Source organism: Alcaligenes sp. SORT26 (assembly GCF_017377875.1).
Lineage (GTDB): Bacteria > Pseudomonadota > Gammaproteobacteria > Burkholderiales > Burkholderiaceae_B > Alcaligenes > Alcaligenes parafaecalis.
The window spans coordinates 2,788,286-2,810,416 of record NZ_CP070975.1 but is presented as its reverse complement, the minus strand read 5'-3'; the positions used below and the strand labels follow the sequence as shown (position 1 = coordinate 2,810,416).

At 56.9% G+C, this 22,131-nt stretch carries 17 protein-coding genes; 11 read left to right on the top strand and 6 right to left on the bottom strand.

Features of this window, described 5'->3' with window-relative positions:
- The first annotated feature begins 3 nt into the window (after positions 1-3).
- From rpsD to dsbD, 8 genes are all read left to right on the top strand, one after another.
- Positions 4-627 carry a 30S ribosomal protein S4 gene (gene rpsD, locus JYG33_RS12855; RefSeq protein WP_207872604.1) on the top strand — a complete coding sequence of 208 codons (624 nt, stop codon included), beginning with the start codon at positions 4-6 and terminating at the stop codon, positions 625-627.
- Between the two features lie 152 nt (positions 628-779).
- Positions 780-1,763, top strand: coding sequence for a DNA-directed RNA polymerase subunit alpha (gene rpoA, locus JYG33_RS12850; RefSeq protein WP_003805337.1), 984 nt, complete (start codon positions 780-782; stop codon positions 1,761-1,763).
- Positions 1,764-1,966: 203 nt separating this feature from the next.
- Positions 1,967-2,353 (top strand): 50S ribosomal protein L17, encoded by a 387-nt coding sequence (gene rplQ, locus JYG33_RS12845; RefSeq protein ID WP_207872603.1) that lies wholly within the window; start codon positions 1,967-1,969, stop codon positions 2,351-2,353.
- 366 nt (positions 2,354-2,719) lie between these two features.
- Entirely contained in the window at positions 2,720-3,805 is a 1,086-nt protein-coding gene (locus JYG33_RS12840) for an LLM class flavin-dependent oxidoreductase (protein ID WP_207872602.1), read from the top strand.
- Positions 3,806-3,929: 124 nt separating this feature from the next.
- Positions 3,930-4,475 (top strand): flavin reductase family protein, encoded by a 546-nt coding sequence (locus JYG33_RS12835; protein ID WP_207872601.1) that lies wholly within the window; start codon positions 3,930-3,932, stop codon positions 4,473-4,475.
- 132 nt (positions 4,476-4,607) lie between these two features.
- Positions 4,608-5,582: an AraC family transcriptional regulator gene (locus tag JYG33_RS12830; protein ID WP_207872600.1), complete on the top strand. Its 975-nt coding sequence runs from the start codon at positions 4,608-4,610 to the stop codon at positions 5,580-5,582.
- 47 nt (positions 5,583-5,629) lie between these two features.
- Positions 5,630-6,016, top strand: coding sequence for a divalent-cation tolerance protein CutA (gene cutA / locus JYG33_RS12825; RefSeq protein ID WP_207872599.1), 387 nt, complete (start codon positions 5,630-5,632; stop codon positions 6,014-6,016).
- Positions 6,017-6,052: 36 nt separating this feature from the next.
- Entirely contained in the window at positions 6,053-7,978 is a 1,926-nt protein-coding gene (gene dsbD, locus JYG33_RS12820; RefSeq protein WP_207872598.1) for a protein-disulfide reductase DsbD, read from the top strand.
- Positions 7,979-8,096: 118 nt separating this feature from the next.
- On the opposite strand, the gene hemB is transcribed toward dsbD, so the two are convergent.
- The gene (gene hemB / locus JYG33_RS12815; RefSeq protein ID WP_207872597.1) at positions 8,097-9,116 is read right to left on the bottom strand and encodes a porphobilinogen synthase; all 1,020 of its coding nucleotides are present in this window, start codon (positions 9,114-9,116) and stop codon (positions 8,097-8,099) included.
- Entirely contained in the window at positions 9,113-9,736 is a 624-nt protein-coding gene (gene yihA / locus JYG33_RS12810) for a ribosome biogenesis GTP-binding protein YihA/YsxC (RefSeq protein ID WP_207872596.1), read from the bottom strand. The genes hemB and yihA overlap by 4 nt, the downstream gene beginning before the upstream one ends.
- A 157-nt stretch (positions 9,737-9,893) precedes the next feature.
- Between yihA and JYG33_RS12805 the strand changes: the two genes are divergently transcribed.
- The 3 genes from JYG33_RS12805 (at position 9,894) to ccsB (ending at position 14,242) form a co-directional block, all read left to right on the top strand.
- Positions 9,894-10,598: a c-type cytochrome gene (locus JYG33_RS12805; protein WP_207872595.1), complete on the top strand. Its 705-nt coding sequence runs from the start codon at positions 9,894-9,896 to the stop codon at positions 10,596-10,598.
- Between the two features lie 227 nt (positions 10,599-10,825).
- Positions 10,826-12,868 carry a cytochrome c biogenesis protein ResB gene (locus tag JYG33_RS12800; RefSeq protein ID WP_207872594.1) on the top strand — a complete coding sequence of 681 codons (2,043 nt, stop codon included), beginning with the start codon at positions 10,826-10,828 and terminating at the stop codon, positions 12,866-12,868.
- A gap of 15 nt (positions 12,869-12,883) precedes the next feature.
- Positions 12,884-14,242 carry a c-type cytochrome biogenesis protein CcsB gene (ccsB, locus tag JYG33_RS12795; protein WP_207872593.1) on the top strand — a complete coding sequence of 453 codons (1,359 nt, stop codon included), beginning with the start codon at positions 12,884-12,886 and terminating at the stop codon, positions 14,240-14,242.
- Between the two features lie 759 nt (positions 14,243-15,001).
- On the opposite strand, the gene JYG33_RS12790 is transcribed toward ccsB, so the two are convergent.
- From JYG33_RS12790 to JYG33_RS12775, 4 genes are all read right to left on the bottom strand, one after another.
- Positions 15,002-17,914: an EAL domain-containing protein gene (locus JYG33_RS12790; protein ID WP_243430172.1), complete on the bottom strand. Its 2,913-nt coding sequence runs from the start codon at positions 17,912-17,914 to the stop codon at positions 15,002-15,004.
- Between the two features lie 200 nt (positions 17,915-18,114).
- Positions 18,115-19,383: a diaminopimelate decarboxylase gene (lysA, locus tag JYG33_RS12785; RefSeq protein WP_207872592.1), complete on the bottom strand. Its 1,269-nt coding sequence runs from the start codon at positions 19,381-19,383 to the stop codon at positions 18,115-18,117.
- Positions 19,384-19,424: 41 nt separating this feature from the next.
- Positions 19,425-19,559: a lipoprotein gene (locus tag JYG33_RS12780; protein WP_080655585.1), complete on the bottom strand. Its 135-nt coding sequence runs from the start codon at positions 19,557-19,559 to the stop codon at positions 19,425-19,427.
- A 96-nt stretch (positions 19,560-19,655) separates the two neighbouring features.
- Entirely contained in the window at positions 19,656-22,103 is a 2,448-nt protein-coding gene (locus JYG33_RS12775) for a PBP1A family penicillin-binding protein (protein ID WP_207872591.1), read from the bottom strand.
- Between the last annotated feature and the right edge of the window lie 28 nt (positions 22,104-22,131).

Genomic DNA, 22,131 nt, shown 5'->3' with positions numbered 1-22,131 from the left:
AAAGTGGCTCGTTATATTGGACCAAAGTGCAAACTCTCGCGCCGCGAGGGTACTGATCTGTTTTTGAAGAGCGCCCGTCGCTCGCTGGATTCCAAGTGCAAACTGGAATCGCGTCCTGGTCAGCACGGCCGCACCTCTGGTGCTCGTACGTCTGACTTCGGTCTGCAGCTTCGCGAAAAGCAAAAGCTCAAGCGTATGTACGGCGTGCTGGAAAAGCAATTCCGCAAATACTATGTTGAAGCTGACCGCCGCCGTGGCAACACCGGTGAAACGCTGATTCAATTGCTGGAATCGCGTCTGGACAACGTGGTATACCGCATGGGTTTTGGCTCTACACGTGCCGAAGCTCGTCAGTTGGTTAACCACCGCGCCATCGAAGTCAACGGTCACACCGCTGACATCGCTTCCATGCTGATCAAGGCTGGTGACGTTGTTGCCGTCCGCGAAAAAGCTAAATCCCAAGGCCGTATCAAGGAATCCCTGGATCTGGCTACTGGCATTGGCTTGCCTCAGTGGGTGGAAGTTGACGCTGCCAAGCTGTCCGGCGTGTTCAAACAAGCTCCAGACCGCGCTGATGTCGCTCAAGACGTCAACGAATCGCTGGTTGTTGAGTTGTACTCGCGTTAATCTTTTACGCGAAGACTGCTTACACAATGCAGTAAAGCAAGCCCACTTCCCGTTTTTCGGCAAGTGGGCTTTGCGATACTTTCTGCTGGCTTAGGCCAGTTTCCGTCAGCCTTATCGGTGTAACGAGCCGAGGGTATTGAAAAGGAAATCGAATGTCTCAAGGTTTTTTGAAACCCCGTTCCATCGAAGTTGAACCGATCAGCAAAAATCACGCCAAAGTGATCATGGAGCCTTTCGAGCGCGGCTACGGCCACACTCTGGGTAACGCACTGCGTCGTATCTTGCTGTCCTCCATGACCGGCTATGCACCAACTGAAGTGCAAATCACCGGTGTGGTGCACGAGTACTCCACGCTGCCAGGCGTGGGCGAGGACGTGGTTGATATCTTGATGAACCTGAAGGGCGTGGTGTTCAAGCTGCACAGCCGTGAAGAAGTCACCCTGATCCTGCGCAAAGAAGGCGCCGGCCAGGTTCTGGCTAGCGACATCGAACTGCCGCACGACGTTGAAATCATCAACCCCAATCATGTGATTGCCACCTTGACCGACGACGGCAAGCTGGAAATGCAGATCAAGGTTGAGCAAGGCCGTGGTTACGTGCCTGGTAACGTCCGTGCCTTGGCTGATGATCGCACTCACACGATCGGCCGTATTGTGCTGGACGCTTCTTACAGCCCAGTGCGTCGTGTTAGCTACGCGGTCGAAAACGCCCGTGTGGAACAGCGTACTGACCTGGACAAGCTGGTTCTGGACATTGAAACCAACGGCGTGATCTCGCCCGAGGAAGCAGTGCGTCAGTCCGCTCGCATCCTGATGGATCAAATCTCGGTGTTTGCTGCTCTGGAAGGTGTGGGCGATGCCTACGAAGCTCCAGTACGTGGCGCTCCACAGATCGATCCAGTGCTGCTGCGTCCTGTCGACGATCTGGAATTGACGGTTCGTTCCGCAAACTGCCTGAAAGCCGAAAATATTTACTACATCGGCGATCTGATCCAGCGTACCGAAAACGAGCTGTTGAAGACTCCAAACCTGGGTCGCAAGTCCTTGAACGAAATCAAGGAAGTCCTGGCTGCACGTGGTCTGACTTTGGGCATGAAGCTCGAAAACTGGCCACCTCTGGGCCTTGAGCGTCCATAAGTCGTCATCAAGACGGTAGTTTCTTAGACACTGCTGGCACTTTTTTGGGTGTTGTACACCTGCAAAAAGTGTCAGTGGTGGCTAAAAACGTGTTATTGTTTTGCGCTGTCCATCTGGTCCGCAGCTTAGCTGATAGAAGAACCGGATTTACGCATGTCGCATAAGCGGCGTGCCAATTAGATTCATTATTTAGGAAAATCATCATGCGTCACCGTCACGGTCTACGTAAACTGAATCGTACCAGCAGCCACCGTTTGGCCATGTTCCGCAACATGTCCGTGTCCCTGCTGACTCACGAAGCCATCAAAACCACACTGCCTAAAGCTAAAGAGCTGCGTCGCGTGGTTGAGCCCCTGATCACTTTGGCTAAGAACCCAACTTTGGCTAACCGCCGCCTGGCTTTCGCCCGTCTGCGCGACCGCGATGCCGTTACCAAGTTGTTTGAAGTGATTGGCCCACGTTACCAAGAGCGTAACGGTGGCTACACCCGTGTTCTGAAAATGGGTTTCCGTCAGGGCGACAACGCTCCTATGGCATTCATGGAACTGGTGGATCGTCCAGAAGTTCAGGAAGAAGCCGCTGCTGAATAAGCGCCGCTTGTTTCTAAAGTAGTATTGAAAACGGACTCTCAGGAGTCCGTTTTTTTATGTGCTAATTATTTGTAGCCTCAAGGTAAGGCTCTTTCTTGGAGTTGCTCCAGCTTTAGGATGGGGGAGCAAAGCAGGAACTTATGAGTGTTAAAAGCCGCTTGAGAAGTATCGGCAATGCATTGTTATATAAGGGTTTTCACCAGGTTCCGCAGTTTGCATCACTTTATGGTTCAAATAATTGCAGGCAATTGATAAAACCGGCAGGGATCTGATAGTGGGCCTTTGGGCCGCTCCATAAAATCTGCGCTATATCAGCTTCGTCATGGTGGCGAGCTGTAAAGAACGACGATTTTCAGGAGACTGGCGATGGCACAGAATACATTGCTCACACACGATAAGTTTTTGCTGGGCACCTTTGCCACTAACTGTGGTGGTGGCATGACGGTATCCACTTTGCCTGATCGCTGGCAAGCCACGTGGGAAAACAATCTGAAGCTGGGCAAGCTGCTGGATGATGCCGGTATGGACTTCATGCTGCCCATCGCTCGCTGGATTGGTTACGGTGGCGAAACCGATTTCCACGGTTATGTATTGGAGACCGTGACCTGGGCGACCGCCTTGCTGGCCAATACACGCAATATCAGCGTTTTTGCCACGGTGCATACTGTTGCCAACCATCCTGTTGTGGTGGCCAAGCAAATCGCCACTATGGCGCAGATGAGCGGCAACCGTGTGGGCTTGAATATCGTGGCTGGCTGGAACAAGCCTGAGTACGATGCTCTGGGTGTGAAGCTGCCTGATGATCACGAAACTCGCTACGGCTACGCGCAAGAGTGGTTCGACCTGATCAAGAAAATCTGGCATCACGATGGCCGTTTCGATTGGGATGGAAAGTACTTCCAGGCCAAAGGCGTGTACGGCAACCCTCGTCCAGAGTTTGACCCACCTATCTTTAACGCCGCTGGTTCCGGTCAAGGCCGCGAGTTTGCCAGCCGCAATGCCAACTTCCTGTTCACCCCGGCCATGGAGTTGGAGCGCTCGAAGAAGGAAGTAGCTGAACTGAAGGCACAAGGGGATGCACAGGGCCGCAAGGTTGATGTCATGACCTTCTCGCACGTGGTTTGCCGTCCTACGGAAGCTGAAGCCAAGGCGGAGTGGGAGCGCATCATGGGCAATATCGACAATGGCGCCGTGGACAATCTGATGAACTTGCAGTTTGCCCATGCTCATTCCTTCCCGCACGAGTTGCTGGAGCAGATTCGTGAACGCATGGCAGCTGGTCATGGTGGCTTCCCGTTGGTGGGGACACCCGAGCAAGTTGCCGATAGTTTGTGTGCTCTGCACGCCGCTGGTTTCCGTGGAACAACCTTGTCCTTTGTGGACTATGTAAAGGAATTCCCGTATTTCCGTGATACTGTGCTGCCTTTGTTGCAGCAGCGTGGCATTCGCTAATAGCGATACGCGGGCTATCCGGCAGGCTTGGGTTCTGCCACGGGGGGATGGCCAGTACACGTAAGCCATGCAGGCAACGCCGTCGTGATGGCGGTGTTGCCCATAAGATTAAAAAAGGTGAATCATGCCTGTGGAATTGGCTTCCTTGCCGACAGACCAAGTGTTACAAGCGCCGGGGGTTTCTGCCGAGCAATTCAAACTGGCCATGCGCCATCTGGGCGGTACGGCCAATGTCATTACGGTCGACCATCAGGGCCAGCGTAGCGGCTTGACTGCGACTTCGGTGACGTCGGTTGCGGCTGACCCGGCGGAGGTGCTGGTCTGCGTCAATCAAAGCTCGTCATCCTGGCCTTTGATGCGCGACAGCGGTCTGTTTGGCGTGAATATTCTGGGCGTTGAGCAGGCTGGCCTGGCGTTGCAGTTTGCCGGTTTTAAAGGCGAACAGGGCGATGCCCGCTATGCCGGTCATGATTGGCTGCGGACCGAGCACGGTATTTGGCTGGCACGGCAAGCGCCCGCAGCTTTGGCCTGCCAGATTGTGGAAGTGATTGAGCGCCATAGCCATGCCCTGGTATTGGGCCGGGTGCTGCAAGTACACCATGCCGAGCAGGAGCAGGATTCGCCTTTGCTGTATTGGCAAGGACGCTTTGGCCGTTTTCAGGGCCAGTAAACCGTCGAGATGGCCGTTCCTGGCCTGGCGCATGCCTGGTGAGGGGGTGGCCTAGGGATTGTCTCGATGTTGCAGTGCAAGAGGCTGTGTCACACTAGGGCACAGCTTTTTTTATCGCTTGTCGCGACGCTCATGACCACCATACTGAATCGCTATGCCCAGCTGCATTCGCAGGATGTGGACTGCGTTCAGCACTATATCTCCCAGGTTTTCTGCCCACACAGCCTGACGTTGACGGATACGCGTCAGCGCCTGAATGCACGTCTGTATCTGCGCCAAGGTCAGGATGTCGCTTATGGTCGATTGCGTTATGGGGCGCAGGTGCAAATTGAGCCTCAACCTCTGGACGATTTCTATCTCTTGCAAATCCCCTTGTCGGGTCAAGAGCAGATCCATACGGTGCATGGGCGTTTTGCGTCCACCTCGCGCCTGGCTTCCATCATTAGCCCGACTCAAGCTTTCAGCATGGAACACAGCCTGGAGGCCGATAAGCTGTTTGTGCGTATTGGACGCCAAGGGCTGGAGCGTCATTATCAGGATTATTTTGCGCAGCCTGTGCGTGGGCCCTTGGAGTTTCAGCCGTCTATTCCTTTGGATGCGCCCGGTGGGGCCAGCCTGCGCCGTTTGCTGGATTGGCAGTTTGCCGAGGTGTCGGACGGGACCTTGTTTGACCAGGCCCGTCAGGTGAAGCAGTTCGAGCAAACCTTGATTTATGCTTTGTTCGAGCTGCATCAGCACAATCAGCCTGCTCACAAAACCGCTGCTGCGGTGCCGCATGTTTTGCGTCGCGCCTTGGACTTCATGGAAAGCCAGGCCAGTCAGTCCATCACGATTGGCGATATTGCCCAGGCCGCTGGTGTCAGCGTACGCAGTCTGTATGCCGGATTCCGGGAGCATCTGGGAGTGGCACCGATGGCGCGCTTGAAGCAGATGCGTTTGGAGGCGGCTCGGCGTCATTTGCAGGAAGGTGGCATGTCGGTGACCGAGGTCGCCATGGCCTGTGGTTTTACCCATTTGGGGCAGTTTTCGGCCGATTATCGGCATAGCTATGGCGAGCGCCCGTCCGAGACCTTAAGTGGCTTGAGTCGAGCCCGCTCCGGCCTCTAAGCCGGAGCCTGAAGCGCTACACTAAGGGCTCTGATTAGGAGCCCTGCATGTCCTCTGATAGTCCCTCCCATTCCAAACCCAAGCTGGACCTGACTGTGCCCGATCTGGATGCCCAGTATGTGGTGCTGGTGCAGACGACTGTGCCCGATATGATGCTGGCCAAATACCTGGCTCATCACTTGGTTGAGGATGGAATTGCAGCTTGTGCGAACCTTGCGCCTGCCAGTTTGTCTATGTACATGTGGCAAGGGGAGTTACAGGGCGATGAGGAAATCACACTGACTTTCAAAACCACAGTAGCCCGGCTACCGGAACTGGCAGATCGCTTGCGAGAGCAGCATCCGTACGAATTGCCTGAACTGATTGTTCTTCCTGTTGTTGGTGGTTTCACCGCTTATCTTGATTGGGTGCGGACCCAGACGCGTCCTGCCTGATTCAGATGGCCCAGCCTAAAAAACCGGAATAGATTTGTGTCCTTGTCTTTGAAGCGTTCCCTGTTTCCCGCCCAGCGTCCTGGCGCCTGGTTTGCCGTTCTCTTTGTCTTGATGCTGGCCTGGCTGGCAGCGGTCCCTTTGACGGCCCAGGCAGAAGAAGAGTTCTTGGACCCGGAGCAGGCTTTTGTCCTGACTGCGGCCATGAGTCAGCCAGATCAACTGGATATCCATTTCCAGATCGCGCCTGAATACTATATGTATCGCAAGCGCTTCGAGATCTCGACCGAGAAGGCGGAGCATTTGGGCAGCCCCCAGCTTCCCGATGGCGAAAAGGTGTACGACCCTACCTTTGACGAGGTCATGGAGGTTTACCGAAATTCGGTGACTCTGCGCGTCCCGGTTTTGGCTGATAGCGCTATTGGCCAGGATCTGAAAATTGATGTGGTCAGCCAGGGCTGCGCGGATGCGGGCCTATGTTATTCCCCCTCTACCCAAACCCTGACCTTGATTCCTACCGGGCAAGGCTGGGAAGTGGCGGGACCTTTTGGAGTGTTGTCGGTGCCTGCTCCGGGCGAAGGCGCCACCCAGAAGACTGACACAGCAACGTCCAGTTCCTCTGCCACACCCGGCACAGGTGGCATGGCCTCTGCACTGAGCCTGAGCGATGTGGGTTTGGCGGATTATCTGAAACAGGCGGGTTGGGGCCAGATCGTGCTGCTGAGCTTTGTGTTCGGCTTGCTGCTGTCCTTTACGCCTTGCGTCCTGCCTATGGTGCCTATTCTGCTGTCGATTATTGCAGGCCGTAATCAGCCTGCACCGTCGCGCTGGCACGGCCTGAAAATGGCCTTCGCTTTTGTGCTGGGCCTGTCGCTGGTCTACACCTTGCTGGGTGTTGCTGCCGGGTTGCTAGGTGCAGGTTTAGCGAGCTGGTTGCAGAACCCTTGGGTGCTGGGCTTGTTCGCGCTGATTCTGGTGGCATTGGCCCTGTCCATGCTGGACGTCTTTACCTTGCAGGCTCCGGCCGGTTTGCAGACACGCCTGAACGAGCGAATGAATCGCTTGCCCGGCGGTCAGTTGGGCGGCGTGTTCCTGATGGGCATGTTGTCCGCCTTGATTGTTGGCCCTTGCGTGGCGGCCCCATTGGCGGGCGTGCTGCTGTTTATTTCGCAGACGGGTGATGTGGTTCTGGGTGGCTCGGCCTTGTTTGCCTTGGCCTGGGGCTCGGGTGTGTTGCTGCTGGTCGTGGGTGCGGGGTCTGGTCGGGTGTTGCCCAAGGCCGGTGCCTGGATGGAAAGCGTCAAAACCGCGTTTGGTGTTTTGTTGCTGGCCACTGCCTGGTGGATGGTGTCGCCCTTGATGTCCGGCACCGTCGCTGTGTTTGGCTGGGTTGTATTGGCTTTGTGGGCTGCCGCTTTGTTGGGGGCCTTTGGGCGCGGGACGGCGGAGCGCACGCCCTGGTCGGGGTTGCGACAAGGTGTGGGCGTCCTGCTGGCTGTCTGGGCCATCATGATGCTGGTCAGCATTGCATTGAGCCGCCCCAGCGTGATTCGTCCTTTGGAAGGCCTGAAATCCACCGGCACTGTAGCGGCGGCACAAAGCAAAGTGGAATTCCAGCGTGTGAACAGTTTGCAGGAGCTCGAGGAGCGCTTGGCCAAAGCAACTCGTCCTGTGATGCTGGATTTCTATGCGGACTGGTGCGTGTCCTGCATTGAGATGGAGAACTTCACCTTCAGCGATCCCTCGGTTGCACAACGCATGGCGCAGTTTGAACTGCTGCAGGTAGATGTCACCGCCAATACGCCAGAGGATCGTGAACTGCTCAAACATTTCCGCCTGTTCGGCCCGCCCGGCATCATGTTTTTTGATTCCAAGGGGAAACAGTTGGAGCAACTGCGCGTTATCGGTTTTCAGGACGCCAGCCGCTTCTCCAAGGTGCTCGATGAGGTGTTGGCGGGTGCCTGACCGGCTTGATCGGGTCGAAATTTCCTCTATCTGGGTCTAAGAGGCGATAGATCGTCGTGTACAAGCAACAAAAAACGCAGCTCACAGGCTGCGTTTTTTGCGTTCTGATTGATGTGAATCAGGAGTTCTGTTCGCGCATCAGCTTGGCTGCTTCGATGGCGAAATAGGTCAGAATGCCGTCACCGCCAGCGCGTTTGAACGCCAAGAGGGACTCCATCATGACCTTGTCGTGATCCAGCCAGCCGTTCTGGGCAGCGGCTTTGATCATCGCGTACTCGCCACTGACTTGGTAGGCGTAGGTCGGCATGCCAAAGGCGTCTTTCACGTCGCGCAGGATGTCCAGGTAAGGCAGGCCAGGTTTGACCATGACCATATCGGCGCCTTCACGGATGTCGGCAGCCACTTCGCGCAGGGCTTCGTTACGGTTGGCCGGGTCCATCTGGTAGGTGTTCTTGTTGGAACGGCCCAGATTGGCAGCCGAGCCTACCGCGTCGCGGAAGGGGCCGTAGAAGGCGCTGGCGTACTTGGCCGAGTACGCCATGATGCGGGTGTGGATGAATTGATCCTTGTCCAAAGCAGCGCGGATGGAGCCGATACGGCCGTCCATCATGTCGCTGGGGGCCACAATATCCACGCCCGCTTGGGCTTGGGTCTGGGCCTGACGGATCAGCATGGCAACGGTTTCTTCGTTCAGGATGTGGCCGTCATTGTCCAGAATGCCGTCCTGGCCGTGGCTGGTGTAGGGGTCCAGCGCCACGTCAGTCAGCACGCCCAGCTCGGGGAATTGCTGCTTGAGCATGCCTACAACACGCGGGATCAGGCCGTTCGGGTTGGCGGCTTCGCTGCCATCCGGGGTCTTCAGGGACGGATCGATAGAAGGGAACAGGGACAGCACGGGGATGCCCAGCTCCATACATTGTTCGCCCACACGCATCAGTTCATCAGGCGAATAGCGCATGACGCCTGGCATGGAGCCGACTTGTTCCTGAACTTTCTCGCCTTCACGGACAAAGACCGGGTAGATCAGATCGTCTGTGGACAGGCGGTTTTCACGCACCAGACGGCGGGAAAACTCATCGCGGCGGTTACGGCGCAGGCGAGTATTAGGAAAGTCGGCAGGAGGAATAAAACGAGTCATGGAACAACCTTCGGAGAAATCCAGTTTTCGATGTATTCGGTCGCTTCGGTCAGGCCGATACGATCGGTGGAGGAGAAGGGCAGCGCGTGCAAAGCGCCAATTTCTCTGAGTTGGCGGCGCACTTCGGCAACGGCCTTGATGCGTTGACCATACGGCAGTTTGTCCGCCTTGGTCAAAAGCGTCAGTACCGGTTTTCCGGTGGGCGCAATCCATTGGGCCAGACGCATATCCAGCTCGGTGACGCCGCGGCGTATATCGATTAACAACACAATGCCGGCAATCGAAGGCCGTGTTGCCAGGTAGTCGCCCAGGATCTCGGCCCAGTCCTGCTTTTCGTGACGGGCCACGGCGGCATAGCCGTATCCGGGCAAGTCCACCAGGTGGCCCAGGTAGTCGCCCGGTGTGAGCGGGTCGGGGATGCCGAACATATTGATCAGGCGTGTTCGTCCCGGCGTTTTACTGGAAAAAGCCAGTTTCCGTTGGTTGGCCAACACATTGATGGCGGAGGATTTGCCCGCATTGGAGCGCCCCACAAAACAGACCTCGGGAGGTCCGGGAGGAGGTAGCTGATCGATCTGAGCAGCAGAAATCGTGAAGTGAGCGCGGTGCAGTATCGACATGGTTGCAGCGTAATTCCATATTGGTTCAGAGCCTATTGTATAATCTCTCGATTTGAAACAGTAATGTCGTATTCCACTGGGTACTGACCAGCGGCTTACGGTGGCTTTTGCGGGGCGCATGCGGCACCCCGATTGATTCGCGATTATCGAGGTCCAAATGAAGCGTGCGCTTTCCCGAGTCGTTATCGCAAGCAGCCTGACGATGGCTTGCTCTGTGGTTTTTACCGCTAACGTGGCCAATGCAGCCGGTCTGGCCAAGCCAGATGCCGCCAAAGGCGAGCAGCTCTACCTGCAAGGTGAGATGTCGCGTGGTGTGCTGGCCTGTGTGACCTGTCACGGGGATGGCGGCAACAGCATTATTCCAGTGAACCCGTCGCTGGCTCACCAGCCGTACGAGTACCTGGTCAAGCAGTTGCACGATTTCCGTGCCAAGGACGAAAAGTCCCAGCCCTCGCGTCGTGGCCCAGAAGGCGCCAATAGCCTGATGACGGCTATCGCGGCTGGCCTGACTGAAGAAGACATGAAAAACGTGTCGTTGTATCTGTCCCAACAGTCCGTGGACTGGGAACAGGCTGCTAACGCCAGCAAAGAAGACACCATGGAACGCGGCCAAAAGATCTGGCGCGGCGGTTTGCCCGAGCGCGGTGTTGCGGCCTGTGCCGCTTGCCACTCGCCTGATGGCGCTGGTATGCCCGGTCAGTTCCCCCGTCTTGCGGGTCAGCACCCTGCCTACATCGCCGAACAGCTCAAATTGTTCCGCAGTGGCGACCGTGCCAATGGCCCGATGATGCATGACATCGCAGACCGTATGTCGGACTCCGACATTGCTGCTGTGTCAGATTTCGCAGCCGGCCTGCGTTAATCAGTCAAAGGGGGCCATTGGCCCCCTGACTGTCTACACCCTGACATTCGCTTGGGCCCCAGCTTCTTCCTGAAGGTCGTGGCGGTTTGGGTGCCTTAACAACGGGCAGTGCCGATTTGGGCCGGGTCTCGTGTTGGTGTTTTGTCCAGTAATCGAACTTTGTGCGTGTTCTGCGCTCCAAGTCTGGATGTTTCCGGTGAAACCCCCCACCTCCTAAGCTAGCCTTTGTGAAAAAAGTATCCCCTGTACGTCGCTTTGCGGCCGATTTCCTGGAATTGCTCGGTTCGATGCGCTTTGCCATCAGCTTGCTGATGTTCATTTGCGTAGCCAGCCTGATCGGCACTGTTCTGGCGCAAAATCAGCCTGCTAATACGTATATCGATCAATTCGGGCCGTACTGGTTTGAGTTTTTCGATCATTTCTCGATCTGGTCCATCTACAACAGTGGCTGGTTCATGGTCATCATGACGTTTCTGGTGGTTTCGACCACGCTGTGCGTCATTCGCAATGCCCCCAAGATGATCCGCGAGATGCGCACGTTCAAAGAACATGTGCGCGGCGGCAGTCTGAAAGCCTTCCCCCATCGTGTCGAACTGGAAAGTGCCGGTGCGCCTGCCCATAGTCGCGAGCAGGTGCAGGGATGGTTGCAGTCCCAGGGTTACGCCGTGCGCGTGCGTCAGGATGACGACGGCAGCATGATGATGGCGGCCAAGAAGGGCAGCGCCAACAAGCTGGGTTACATCTTTGCTCACCTGGCCATTGTGGTGATCTGTGTGGGTGGTCTGCTGGACAGCGAATTGCCCGTGCGAGTGCAAGTGTGGCTGGGTGGCAAACAGCCCATTACTGAAAACATGCTGATTTCCCAGGTGCCCGAGTCGGGTCGACTGGGTCTGGGCAATCCCAGCTTCCGCGCCAATATGCTGGTGCCTGAGGGCGCCCGTACGGCAACGGCGGTTATCAATTCTGGTGATGGCGTCCTGATTCAGCCCCTGCCTTTCGCCCTGGAACTCAAGCGTTTCCTGGTGGAGTACTACTCGACCGGCATGCCTAGCAGCTTCAAGAGCGAAGTGGAAGTAACCGATCCGGTCACGGGCGATACGTTCGAGCGCACCATCGAGGTGAACGAGCCCCTGCGCTACAAGGGCGTTACGGTTTATCAGTCCGGCTTTGACGATGGTGGCAGTATTCTTAGCCTGAAGGGCTATCCCTTGGTCGGTACTGGTTCCAAGACGTTTGCTCTGAACGGTAAAGTGGGCGAGACCGTAGGCATTGCGGCCCAGGAAAGCCCCAACGAACATGCTTTGACGGTGCAACTGACCGAGCTGCGCCCCATCAACGTGGAAAACCTGACTGAGGGCGATCCTCAGCCCAAGGCCATGATTGAACACGTTGCCGCTGTGACCGGTAGCGCTGCCAACAAGAAAGATCAGCATTTGAAGAACGTCGGCCCCAGCGTGAACTATCGCTTGATTGACGATCAAGGTCAGTCCCGCGAGTTTGTGAACTACATGCTGCCTGTGGAGCTGGATGGCACCCTGGTGTTCCTGGCTGGTATGCGCTTCTCGCCCGCCGAGCCGTTCCGCTATGTGCGTTTCCCGGCTGACGACAAGGGTTCCTTGAAAGAATTCATGGATTTGCGTGCGGCTACGCAGAACGAAGCCCTGGTGAATCAGGCGGCCGAGCGTTTTGCCGAACGTAATTCTTCTTCGCCCGAGCAAAAAGAGCTGATGCTCTCCGCTTCCAGGACGGCTTTGCAGACTTTTGTACGTGCCGGTTTTGACGGCTTGATCAGCCGTGTCCCGGAGGCCGAGCGCGAGCGTATTCTGGGTTTTGCGATTCCCATGATTCAGTTCACACTGTCGGAATTGCGTGATTTGGTCAGACAGCAACAAGGTTTGCCAGAGTTGGATTACAGTCAGGAAAACAGCGATGCCAATCGCTGGATTCAGTCTGCTGTACTGGCGTTTGCCAACCTGCCCGATTACCCCGCTCCAGTTATGTTGACCTTGGACAGCTTTGAGCAAGTTCAGGCCAGCGTATTCCAGGTGGCACGCAGCCCAGGCATGTACATTGTGTACTTGGGTTGTTTGTTTCTGATTATTGGCGTGTTCTCGATGTTCTATATCCGGGATCGCCGCGTGTGGGTCTGGATTCGCCCTCACAACCAAGGTAGCCGTTTGATGGCTGCCATGACCTCTCAACGTCGCAACTTGGACTTTAACCTCGAGTTTGATCGCCTGAAAGCGGCTTTCAACCGGCTATCTGTCTGACAAGGTGTAGCTACTATGGCGCAGACCCTTTCTTCGGCCACTCCCTCGATGTGGCAAGACAATATCGCTTCCAGTGGTGACCGGCGCGGTATCCGTGGCCGTCCGGACTGGACGGATGTGCTGTATCTGATCGTGCTGGCTTTGGGTGCGGCGTATGCGCTCAATGCTTACAGCACCAGCATGGATTACTACGAGAAGATCATTCTGGTGGCGTTCGTGCCCTTTGTGGCCTGGCTGGGGTGGTTGTGGCGTCCACTGCGCACTTTGCTGGTGCTCTCGGGTCTGACGGCTTTGCTGGCGGTCTGGCTGTACAGCACGGGCGATGGCCTCAGTACAGGTGACATTGAGAAGGCCGATTCTGTTTTTCTGCTGAAGTATTTGTTCTCTTCCCAGTCCGCTATTTTGTGGATGTGTGCGCTGTTTATTCTGGCTACGGTGATGTACTGGGCTGGTTTCTTCAGCAATACGGCAGCCTGGATGGGTTCGGGGCTGACCTGGGCAGCGGTTTATGCCGGGATGACGGGTTTGCTGGTGCGCTGGCGCGAAGGTCACTTGCTGGGTCCGGATATTGGTCATATTCCGGTCAGCAATCTGTATGAAGTGTTTGTGTTGTTGGCGCTGATTACGGCCTTGTTCTACATGTATTACGAGCGTCGTTACAACACGCGTGCCTTGGGTGGCTTTGTGCTGTTGGCGATCAGCTCGCTGGTTATTTTCCTGCTGTGGTATTCCTTCACGCGTGATGCGCATCAGATTCAGCCTTTGGTGCCTGCGCTGAAAAGCTGGTGGATGAAGCTGCACGTGCCGGCCAACTTTATTGGTTACGGTACGTTCTCCTTGGCGGCCATGGTGGGCTTTGCGTATCTGGTCAAGGAAAATGGCGAGACGCGTTCGCGTGCCAAGCTGATTCCGGTGTTTTTGCTCGGCGCGATTCTGTGTGCCGAGCCCATGATTTTTGGTTCGCGCGAGTTGTCGCCTACTTGGATGTTGTATTTCGGTATCGGTAGTGTGATCGTGGGCACGATTCTGTATTTCCGTGGTCCGATTTCGCGCAAGCTGCCTTCGCTGGAGGTGCTTGATGACATCATGTACCGGGCGATTGCGGTGGGTTTTGCCTTCTTTACGGTGGCGACGGTGTTGGGGGCTTTGTGGGCCGCTGATGCGTGGGGTACGTACTGGCAGTGGGACCCGAAAGAGACTTGGGCTTTGATTGTGTGGCTGAACTATGCGGCCTGGTTGCACTTGCGTTTGCTGAAGGGGCTGCGTGGCACGATGGCGGCGTACTGGGCGCTGGGTGGGCTGCTGATTACCAGCTTTGCGTTCCTGGGCGTGAATATGTTCTTGTCGGGGCTGCATTCCTACGGGGAGCTGTAAGGTTTTTTTGCCGTTCTGAGGTGCTTGTGTTGGGGCTTCGGAATGGTGGTTTTAGAATTGGGAAACCCGAGTTTGGCTGGATGCCGGACTCGGGTTTTTTTGTGGTCGCTTGTTTCGGACGCTTGGTGGGGAGGTCTTCGTAGGGGGAATAAGCGCTGGGAGACGCCGCTGGTGTGCTGGGCGGGGGTGCCGGGGCTTGAGCGCTTGCCGGTGCTGCGCACCGGTGCCCTGGTCAGAAGATCGCGTAGGGCGCATCCTGAACTCGCACGATAGTTTGTCCCCCGGACAAACTATAAGCGTCGTGCTCAAACAGCAGGATGCTTGTATCCCTACGCGATCTTCTGCCTGCGGCAAGCTCTCTGAATCGCCCCGACACCCCCGCCCAGCACACCAGCGGCTCACAGTGTTTATTTATGTCGCCCCTGACCCAGGCCGTCAAAGTCAAAGCTAGCGGGGCGTTTGTATTGAACCTTGGATCTATTTACTGCTTTTGCCTTAGATACGCGTCTGCACTTGGAGCGGTAACCGGCCCGAAATGCAAAATTTAGAGTCGGGTATCACGCGGTAGTAAGTGGCGTGATGAGGCTTGTTGACTCAGGGCTTTGATATGGCTTGGCTGGGTGTCGGAGTGACGGTGATGATGTTAGGAAAGCATTTATAGCTTTCCCATTGCATTTGAAACGAGTGCGCGTCCACAGATGGCGGAAGGCCCAGTTATTTGCCACCCAAGCCTTCTATGGGGCTTGGGTGGCTATTTGTTTACATGGCGGGCGGGTGTTTATCTTGCGATTCGATCAGGAACTGGCGGGCTGCCGGGTCGTTGACCAGGTCGGGCATGGCTTTGGCTTTGAGCAGGTCTGCGGGGGTGCAGGCTTTGGAGATGATGAAGCCTTGTACGTAGTCCACGCCCAGTTCTTGCAGGGCTTTCAGGGTGGGGACGTCTTCTACCCATTCGGCGATGCTTATCATGCCCAGGTTGTTGGCCAGTTCGACGATGGTGCGCACGATGGCGACGTTGGTCTCTTTTTTGAGCATGTCGCAGATCAGCGCACCGTCGATTTTGATGGCGTCGGCGGGCAGTTCGCGCAGGTAGGAGAAGGAGGTGTAGCCCGCTCCAAAGTCATCTAATGCGATGCGTACGCCCATTTTCTGCAGGCGGCGCATGAAGTTGCGGGTGTGTTCCAGGTCGTCCAGCGCGACGCCTTCGGTGATTTCTACGCACAGGCGGCGAGCCAGGTGTTCAAAGCGGGCCAGGATGTCGAAGAACCATTGGATGAAGGTGTCGTCGTTCAGGGACACGCCGCTCAGGTTGATGGTGACCCATTGGGTTTTTGTCAGTTGGGCTTCGTGTTTGGACATCCACTCCAGCGTGGCCGAGAACACCCATTTGTCGATGATGGTGATGGTGCCGCTTTCTTCGGCTGCTGCAATGATGCGGCCGGTGGGGATGAGTTGGCCGGAGGAGTCCCGCACGCGCAGCAGGGCCTCGAAGTTCAGGCTGTCCATGGGGCGACGCAGCGCCGCGATGGGCTGCATTTCCAGGTACAGCGCGCGCGAGGAGCCGCCTTCCAGTTCTTCAAACAGACGCAGTTCTTCGGCGTGTTCTTGCAGGGCGTTGGAGTCCTGCTCGTAGATGATCATGTCTTGATGCAGGCGGCGGGCGTCGCGGGCGGCTCGGCTGGCGGCGGAAATGGCTTCTTGTGGGGCCATGCCAGGTGCCACTTCGACCAGGCCCAGGGTGCTACGCAGGTTGAAGCTGCGGTTGCCTGCGATCAAGGGGCTCTTGTTTAGTGACTCCAGCACGCTATTGGCTAGCACACGGGCCTGTTCGGGTTCGCAGTCTTCAAAGACGATGACGAATTCGTCGCTACCAATGCGGCCGATTTTGTCTTTGCTGCGCAGGACGGATTCCAGTTGCTCGCAGACTTTCAGCAGCAGCGCGTCGCCCGAGGAGTGGCCGAAGGTGCCATTGACGTATTTGATGTGGTTCAGGTCCAGGTAGGCCAGCAGGCAGGGCTTGTCGTCCTGGCTGCGGCTCAGCAGGCCATCCAGGACTTTTTCGATGCCGCGTTGGTTCAGGACGTTGGTGACCGGGTCGTTGTCGGCCATCAGGCGCAGTTGTCGGTAGGTCTCGGCGCGGGCGGTGGTGTCTTGCAGGGAACCTTCGATGCACTGGTTGACGATAGCGACGCGTAAGGCGAATTGGCAGGGTTGGGCGTCGCTGTCGTAGTAGGTAATGGTGACGTCCTGGCCATTCTGGGTACTTTGGGCGACGGCTTTCCAGTCTTGTTCCGGGAAGAAGTTGGTCCAGTGAATGGTGCTCTCGCTCGGGTCGGCTTCGATGTTCAGCATGCGCGCTAAGATGGGGCTGATGCGTAGAAAGACACCGGACTCGTTCAAGGTGAACATGCCCACGGGGGTCAGCAGGTAATGCGCCATCAGTTCGTTGCGGGCACGCAGGGATTCGCTGCGGTCTTCACGCAGGCGCTCGCCCACGGCCAGGGCCACCATCAGATTGGATAGCAGGAAGGCGATGACGCCGTTGAAGTTTTCAACAAAGCTGGAGCGACCAAAGGCCACCAGGAAGATGGCCGAGATCAGCATGCACAGGGCCATGCTGAGCAGTACCAGTTGCCAGAGCAAGATACGTGAGCGGGTGTGCAGCAGAATGGACAACAGGACGGCAGACACGCAGCACAGGGCGTAGATGGTGCTGATCCACATGACGGGCTGGAACACCGAGGGCGGGGCCAGCAGGGACACGGGCAGCAGGATCAGGCCCAGGATGCCGACGGTGGGGAGCAAGCGTTGCAGGCGTGCGGTGGTGATGGAGTTGCCCAGCAAGACAGTGAACAGGGAATAGCTCAGGATGAAGTAGCAGGCGATGGTGACTTGCCGCAGTACTGGCATGTATTGCGAGGGCAGGATCTGGCCTAACCACTGGGTATCCCAACCCATGGCCATCGAACCCAATCGCAGGTTGCCAATCAACCAGACCGACAGCAGCAGGTAGATCCAGGCGCGGTTGGTGGCGGCCAGCACCAGCATGAACATGGCCATGGTCAGCAAGCCGCCTTCCAGCAGGCCTATGCCACGGCTAAGACGAATGGAGGAGTTGGTGACGTCAGCGCTGGCCCAGAGCTGGGCTTGCAAGAGGGTGGGACGGGAGGTTTCTACACGGCACAGCACGGTGTCGGGGTGGTTCGCCTGGCCCAGCTCCAGGGTGTAGCTTTTGACCGGGGCGGGTGATAGCGGGGTTGGCGGGTCCAGTTCGCTATTGCGCAGGGCCTGACCGCTGCGGGCGTCTTGACAGTGCAGCGAGGAAATCGGGGAGGCGGGAAAGTGCAGGACCTGGTCCTGCTGGGGGAAAGGAGCAGGCAGGGTCAGCAGCAGCCAATGAGGCTCGCTCAGGTGCAACCGTTGCCGGGACGGGGCACTTTCCAATTGCGTCAGTAACTCTGGATCCGCATGCTCTTGCTGGCTGGCCAGCGCCTGAATGCCCAAACTTTGCCCGGGAACGGCAGGGTAGCGATTCGGCAGGAACAGTAATGCCCATAAAGTGAGCATGATCAGAAACAAAGGGATGACGTAAAGACTTAAGCCGCGAATCAGGCGCTCGCTGGCCGAAGTAACAGGCTCAAAGCCGTGTGTCGGTATCCCTGGGGTGGTCATGATGGTGGTACAGCCTCCAGCGCTTACCATCGAACTGTCTGGCCACTGACAGCGAAATCTGTGCTTTCCCGACTAGGACAGGACGCAACAGGCCGGGACTGCGATGCCTGCTGATGGCAGTGCAGTCCCGGCCTGTTTTACGGTCAGATTCGAGAGTTCTTTAAGGCTGAATGGTTGTTACCTGTATTCTTGCCTTGCTCTTAAGGGAGCAATCGTTCGGTGGCGAACAAACTTTCCAGGGTTTCGCGGGGGCGGATCACATGAACCTGGTCGCCGTCGACCAGAATTTCAGCCGCACGGGGGCGGGTGTTGTACTGGCTGGCCATGGTAAAGGCGTAGGCACCGGCGGACATGATGGCGACCAGATCGTCTTGTTTCAGCTCCAACTGACGGTCACGAGCTATCCAGTCGCCGCTTTCGCAGATAGGGCCAACCAAATCGTAGCGGGGAGTAGCCTCGGTCACTGGACGAGGTTCTACCGCTTCCACGCCGTGCCAGGCGTCGTACAGCGTGGGGCGGATCAAGTCGTTCATGGCGGCATCAATGATGGCGAAGTTTTTGGTCTCGCCATGCTTGAGGTACTCCACGCGGCTGAGCAGCACACCGGCATTGCCCACCATGGAGCGGCCGGGCTCCAGCACGATTTCCAGGTGGCCCAGGCCGTTCTTGTCCAGAGCGGCAAAGACTTCGGTCAGCAACTGGGTGGGGGTCACCAGGGTTTCGTCGGTGTAGCGAATGCCCAAGCCGCCGCCCAAGTCCAGGTGGATCAGGTTAACGCCTTGCTCTTTCAGGGCCAGGATCAGCTTGATCAGCTTGTCCAGCGCGTCCAGATAGGGGCTCACTTCGGTGATCTGCGAGCCGATATGACAGTCCACACCCACAATGTTCAGGCTAGGCAGCTCTTGAGCGCGTGCGTAGATGCGTGGGGCCTGATCAATAGGCACACCAAATTTATTGTCTTTCAGACCGGTGGAGATGTACGGGTGGGTGCCCGCGTCCACGTCCGGGTTCACGCGCAAGGAAACAGGCGCTTTCACATTCATGCGTTCAGCAACCTGGGCGACACGCTCCAGCTCGTCTTCGGATTCGACGTTAAAGCACTTCACGCCTGCTTTCAGGGCGGCTTCGATTTCCCAAACCTGTTTGCCAACACCGGAGAACACCACTTTACCGGCGTCGCCACCCGCGGCGATCACGCGGGCCAGCTCACCACCGGAGACGATGTCAAAGCCGGTACCCAGGCGGGCGAATTCTTGCAGAATGGCCAGATTGGAGTTGGCCTTCATGCCATAGCACACCAACAACTTGCGATCTTGACCTGCCACTCGATAGGACTCCCAGGCGTCGCGCAAGGCTTGGCGGGAATACACATACAGAGGGGTGCCGAATTCTTCAGCCAGCTTGTTCAGGGGAATTTGCTCGGCGTGCAGCGTGTTGTTCTGAAATTGGAAGTGAGGTGCAACGGTCATGGTGTCGTCAAATAACAGAGGTTAAGCGAGCAGGGCGGAAATCAGCGCGGCGCTGTTTGGGCGTCCGCTGCTTCCTGCGCAGGAGGGTGGTACAGGGGGCCTTTGTAGCCGCAAGCGCTAAGAAAAACGCTAAGTGCCAGCAAGGCCAGCAGGCGGGAGGAACGTAGTTTGTTCATAAGTGGTGAGCTAGTGCGGGCAATACAGAGCATTATGCCATTGGGAAGGGCAAAGCATAAAAAACGCCGGCTAGGCCGGCGTTTGGGTACAGATAATTAAAAGGGGACGAAAGGTTGTGCTTGGGCACCCGAGGAACCGGAGTCAGAGTCCAGTTGCCGCAGCAGATCGCCAATACCGTCGTTTGGATCCCCACCGCCCTGTTGCAGGGCGCCGTCACCCGGAGCGGGCAGACCGACGCGGGCAATGGCTTGTCCGGGCGGGAATTCGTCAAAGTAGAAGTCCCCATTGATGCGCGACAGACCCGAAGGCATAGGGCCGGGAGGCACGATAGGCTTGTCTTTAAGCGCAGCGCGCATGTAGTTGATCCAGATAGGCATGGAAGCACCGCCGCCGGTTTCACCCGAACCCAGGCTGCGTGGCTTGTCAAAGCCCATCCAGGCAATACCGACCAAGTCTGGCGTGTAACCGGCAAACCAGGCGTCTTGCGAGTCGTTGGTGGTCCCGGTCTTGCCGCCGATATCCGTACGCTTCAATTCACGTGAGGAACGGGCGCCTGTACCGGAGGTAGCCACACCGCGCAGCAAATCGTTCATGACATAAGCCGTGCGGGCGTCGATGGCGCGGGCAGCGGCATCGCCAGCCACAATCGGTTTGGCTCGCATGATGACTTTGTTGGTGCTGTCTGTAACGTAGTCGATCAGGAAGGGCTCGGTACGGTAACCGCCGTTGGCAAAGACCGAGTAAGCACCGGCCATCTGCAGTGGCGTCACGCTACCGGCACCCAGGGCCAGCGGCAGAACGGCAGGTTGACGAGCTTTATCGAAACCAAAGCGGGTCACGTATTCCTGAACGTACTTGGGACCAACGGCCTGCATGATACGGATGGACACCATGTTTTTGGACTTGTACAAACCTTGACGCATGGTCAGCATGGGTTCGTAGGTGCGCCCGTAGTTCTTGGGTGTCCAGGGCTTGGAGCCGGTCTGGGCCGCTGTCAGAACAAAAGGTTCATCCGAAATCTGGGTAGCAGGAGTCAGGCCGCGTTCCAGCGAGGAGGCGTAGATAAAGGGTTTGAAGGCTGAACCGGGTTGACGCCAGGCTTGGGTCACACGGTTGAACTTCCCGTCCGAGAAGTGGAAACCACCGACCATGGCCTGAATCGCGCCGTCTTGTGGACGTACCGACACAAAGGCCGCCTGGACCGCAGGCATATTGATCACTTCCCAGTAATCGCCATTGCGGAACAGATAAATCACGGAGCCGCGCTGAATGCGCACGTCTGCTTTGGCATTGTTGACCAGACCGCGAGCCACGATTTTCAGGGCGCGCTTGTCATTGACGTCAATAATTTGCTGGGCAGTACGAGCAACCCGAATCTGGTTGGGGTTGGCGTCCAGCACGACACCCGTCAGCAGATCGCCGGTATCCGGGTATTTGTCTTGCAGGTCGTCCAGAATCGTGTCCAGTTGGGCGTGATCGTTTTCAATACCGGCTGGTAAATCTACCTGGCCCTGTGGGCCGGTGTAAGGCGCACGGCGGGTGTAGTCCAAAATACCATTGCGCACCGCCAGGTAAGCGGCTTCCTGGTCACTGGACTTGATGGTGGTGTAGATGTTGAAACCGCGCGAGTACACATTGTCTTGGTAGACGCCGTACAGCAGTTGGCGAGCCAGTTCAGCCGCGTATTCACCATGAATGGCGTAACCGCCAGCAGGGGTACCCAAGGCCGATTTCACAACGATTTCCTGGGCCTGAGCTTCTTGGTATTCCTGCTCGGTGATGTAACCCAGTGTGCGCATACGGCCCAGCACATAGCCTTGACGTGTTTTTGCACGCTCAAAGTTGGCAATAGGGTTAAAGCGCGAAGGAGCCTTGGGGATACCGGCCAGCATGGCGGCTTCCGCCGTGGTAATTTCGCCCAGCGGTTTGCCCAGATACGTACGTGAGGCCGCGGCAAAACCATAGGCGCGGTGCCCCAGGTAAATCTGGTTCATGTACAGATCCAGAATCTGGTCTTTGGACAGCGTGGCCTCAATCTTGAAGGTCAGCAGCAGTTCGTAGAACTTCCGGGTATAGGTCTTTTCTGATGACAGGTAGAAGTTACGTGCTACCTGCATGGTGATCGTACTGGCCCCTTGTGTCTTGGACATATGGGTCATATTGGCCAAGGCTGCGCGACCCACGCCCATCCAGTCAATGCCACCGTGCTGGTAGAAACGGTCGTCCTCGGCCGCCAGAATGGCCGATTTCATGACATCGGGGATTTCGTCAAAACGCAACACATTGCGGCGTTCTTCGCCAAATTCGCCGATCAGCACTTTGTCCGCCGTATAAATGCGCAGTGGCACTCGGGGGCGGTAGTCGATCATGGCGCTAAGGTCAGGCAGGTTTGGCCAGGCCAGCGCCAACGCCAGCGATCCGAGCAGGGCGGCACACAGACCAAGCCCCACAAAAAAGACCGAGGTCTTGATGATGAGGCGGGCAAGCCAGGAACCGGAGCTTTGCTCGGGTTTTGAATTAGGGGAGCGGGAAGAAGAACTCATTAGGGCTGATTTTAAAGTCCAAACGCAG

Coding starts and splice junctions, on each gene's coding strand:
- rpoA (WP_003805337.1), top strand. CDS start 780: ATGTCTCAAGGTTTTTTGAAACCCCGTTCCATCGAAGTTGAACCGATC.
- rplQ (WP_207872603.1), top strand. CDS start 1,967: ATGCGTCACCGTCACGGTCTACGTAAACTGAATCGTACCAGCAGCCAC.
- JYG33_RS12840 (WP_207872602.1), top strand. CDS start 2,720: ATGGCACAGAATACATTGCTCACACACGATAAGTTTTTGCTGGGCACC.
- JYG33_RS12835 (WP_207872601.1), top strand. CDS start 3,930: ATGCCTGTGGAATTGGCTTCCTTGCCGACAGACCAAGTGTTACAAGCG.
- JYG33_RS12830 (WP_207872600.1), top strand. CDS start 4,608: ATGACCACCATACTGAATCGCTATGCCCAGCTGCATTCGCAGGATGTG.
- cutA (WP_207872599.1), top strand. CDS start 5,630: ATGTCCTCTGATAGTCCCTCCCATTCCAAACCCAAGCTGGACCTGACT.
- hemB (WP_207872597.1), bottom strand. CDS start 9,116: ATGACTCGTTTTATTCCTCCTGCCGACTTTCCTAATACTCGCCTGCGC.
- yihA (WP_207872596.1), bottom strand. CDS start 9,736: ATGTCGATACTGCACCGCGCTCACTTCACGATTTCTGCTGCTCAGATC.
- JYG33_RS12805 (WP_207872595.1), top strand. CDS start 9,894: ATGAAGCGTGCGCTTTCCCGAGTCGTTATCGCAAGCAGCCTGACGATG.
- ccsB (WP_207872593.1), top strand. CDS start 12,884: ATGGCGCAGACCCTTTCTTCGGCCACTCCCTCGATGTGGCAAGACAAT.
- JYG33_RS12790 (WP_243430172.1), bottom strand. CDS start 17,914: ATGACCACCCCAGGGATACCGACACACGGCTTTGAGCCTGTTACTTCG.
- lysA (WP_207872592.1), bottom strand. CDS start 19,383: ATGACCGTTGCACCTCACTTCCAATTTCAGAACAACACGCTGCACGCC.
- JYG33_RS12780 (WP_080655585.1), bottom strand. CDS start 19,559: ATGAACAAACTACGTTCCTCCCGCCTGCTGGCCTTGCTGGCACTTAGC.
- JYG33_RS12775 (WP_207872591.1), bottom strand. CDS start 22,103: ATGAGTTCTTCTTCCCGCTCCCCTAATTCAAAACCCGAGCAAAGCTCC.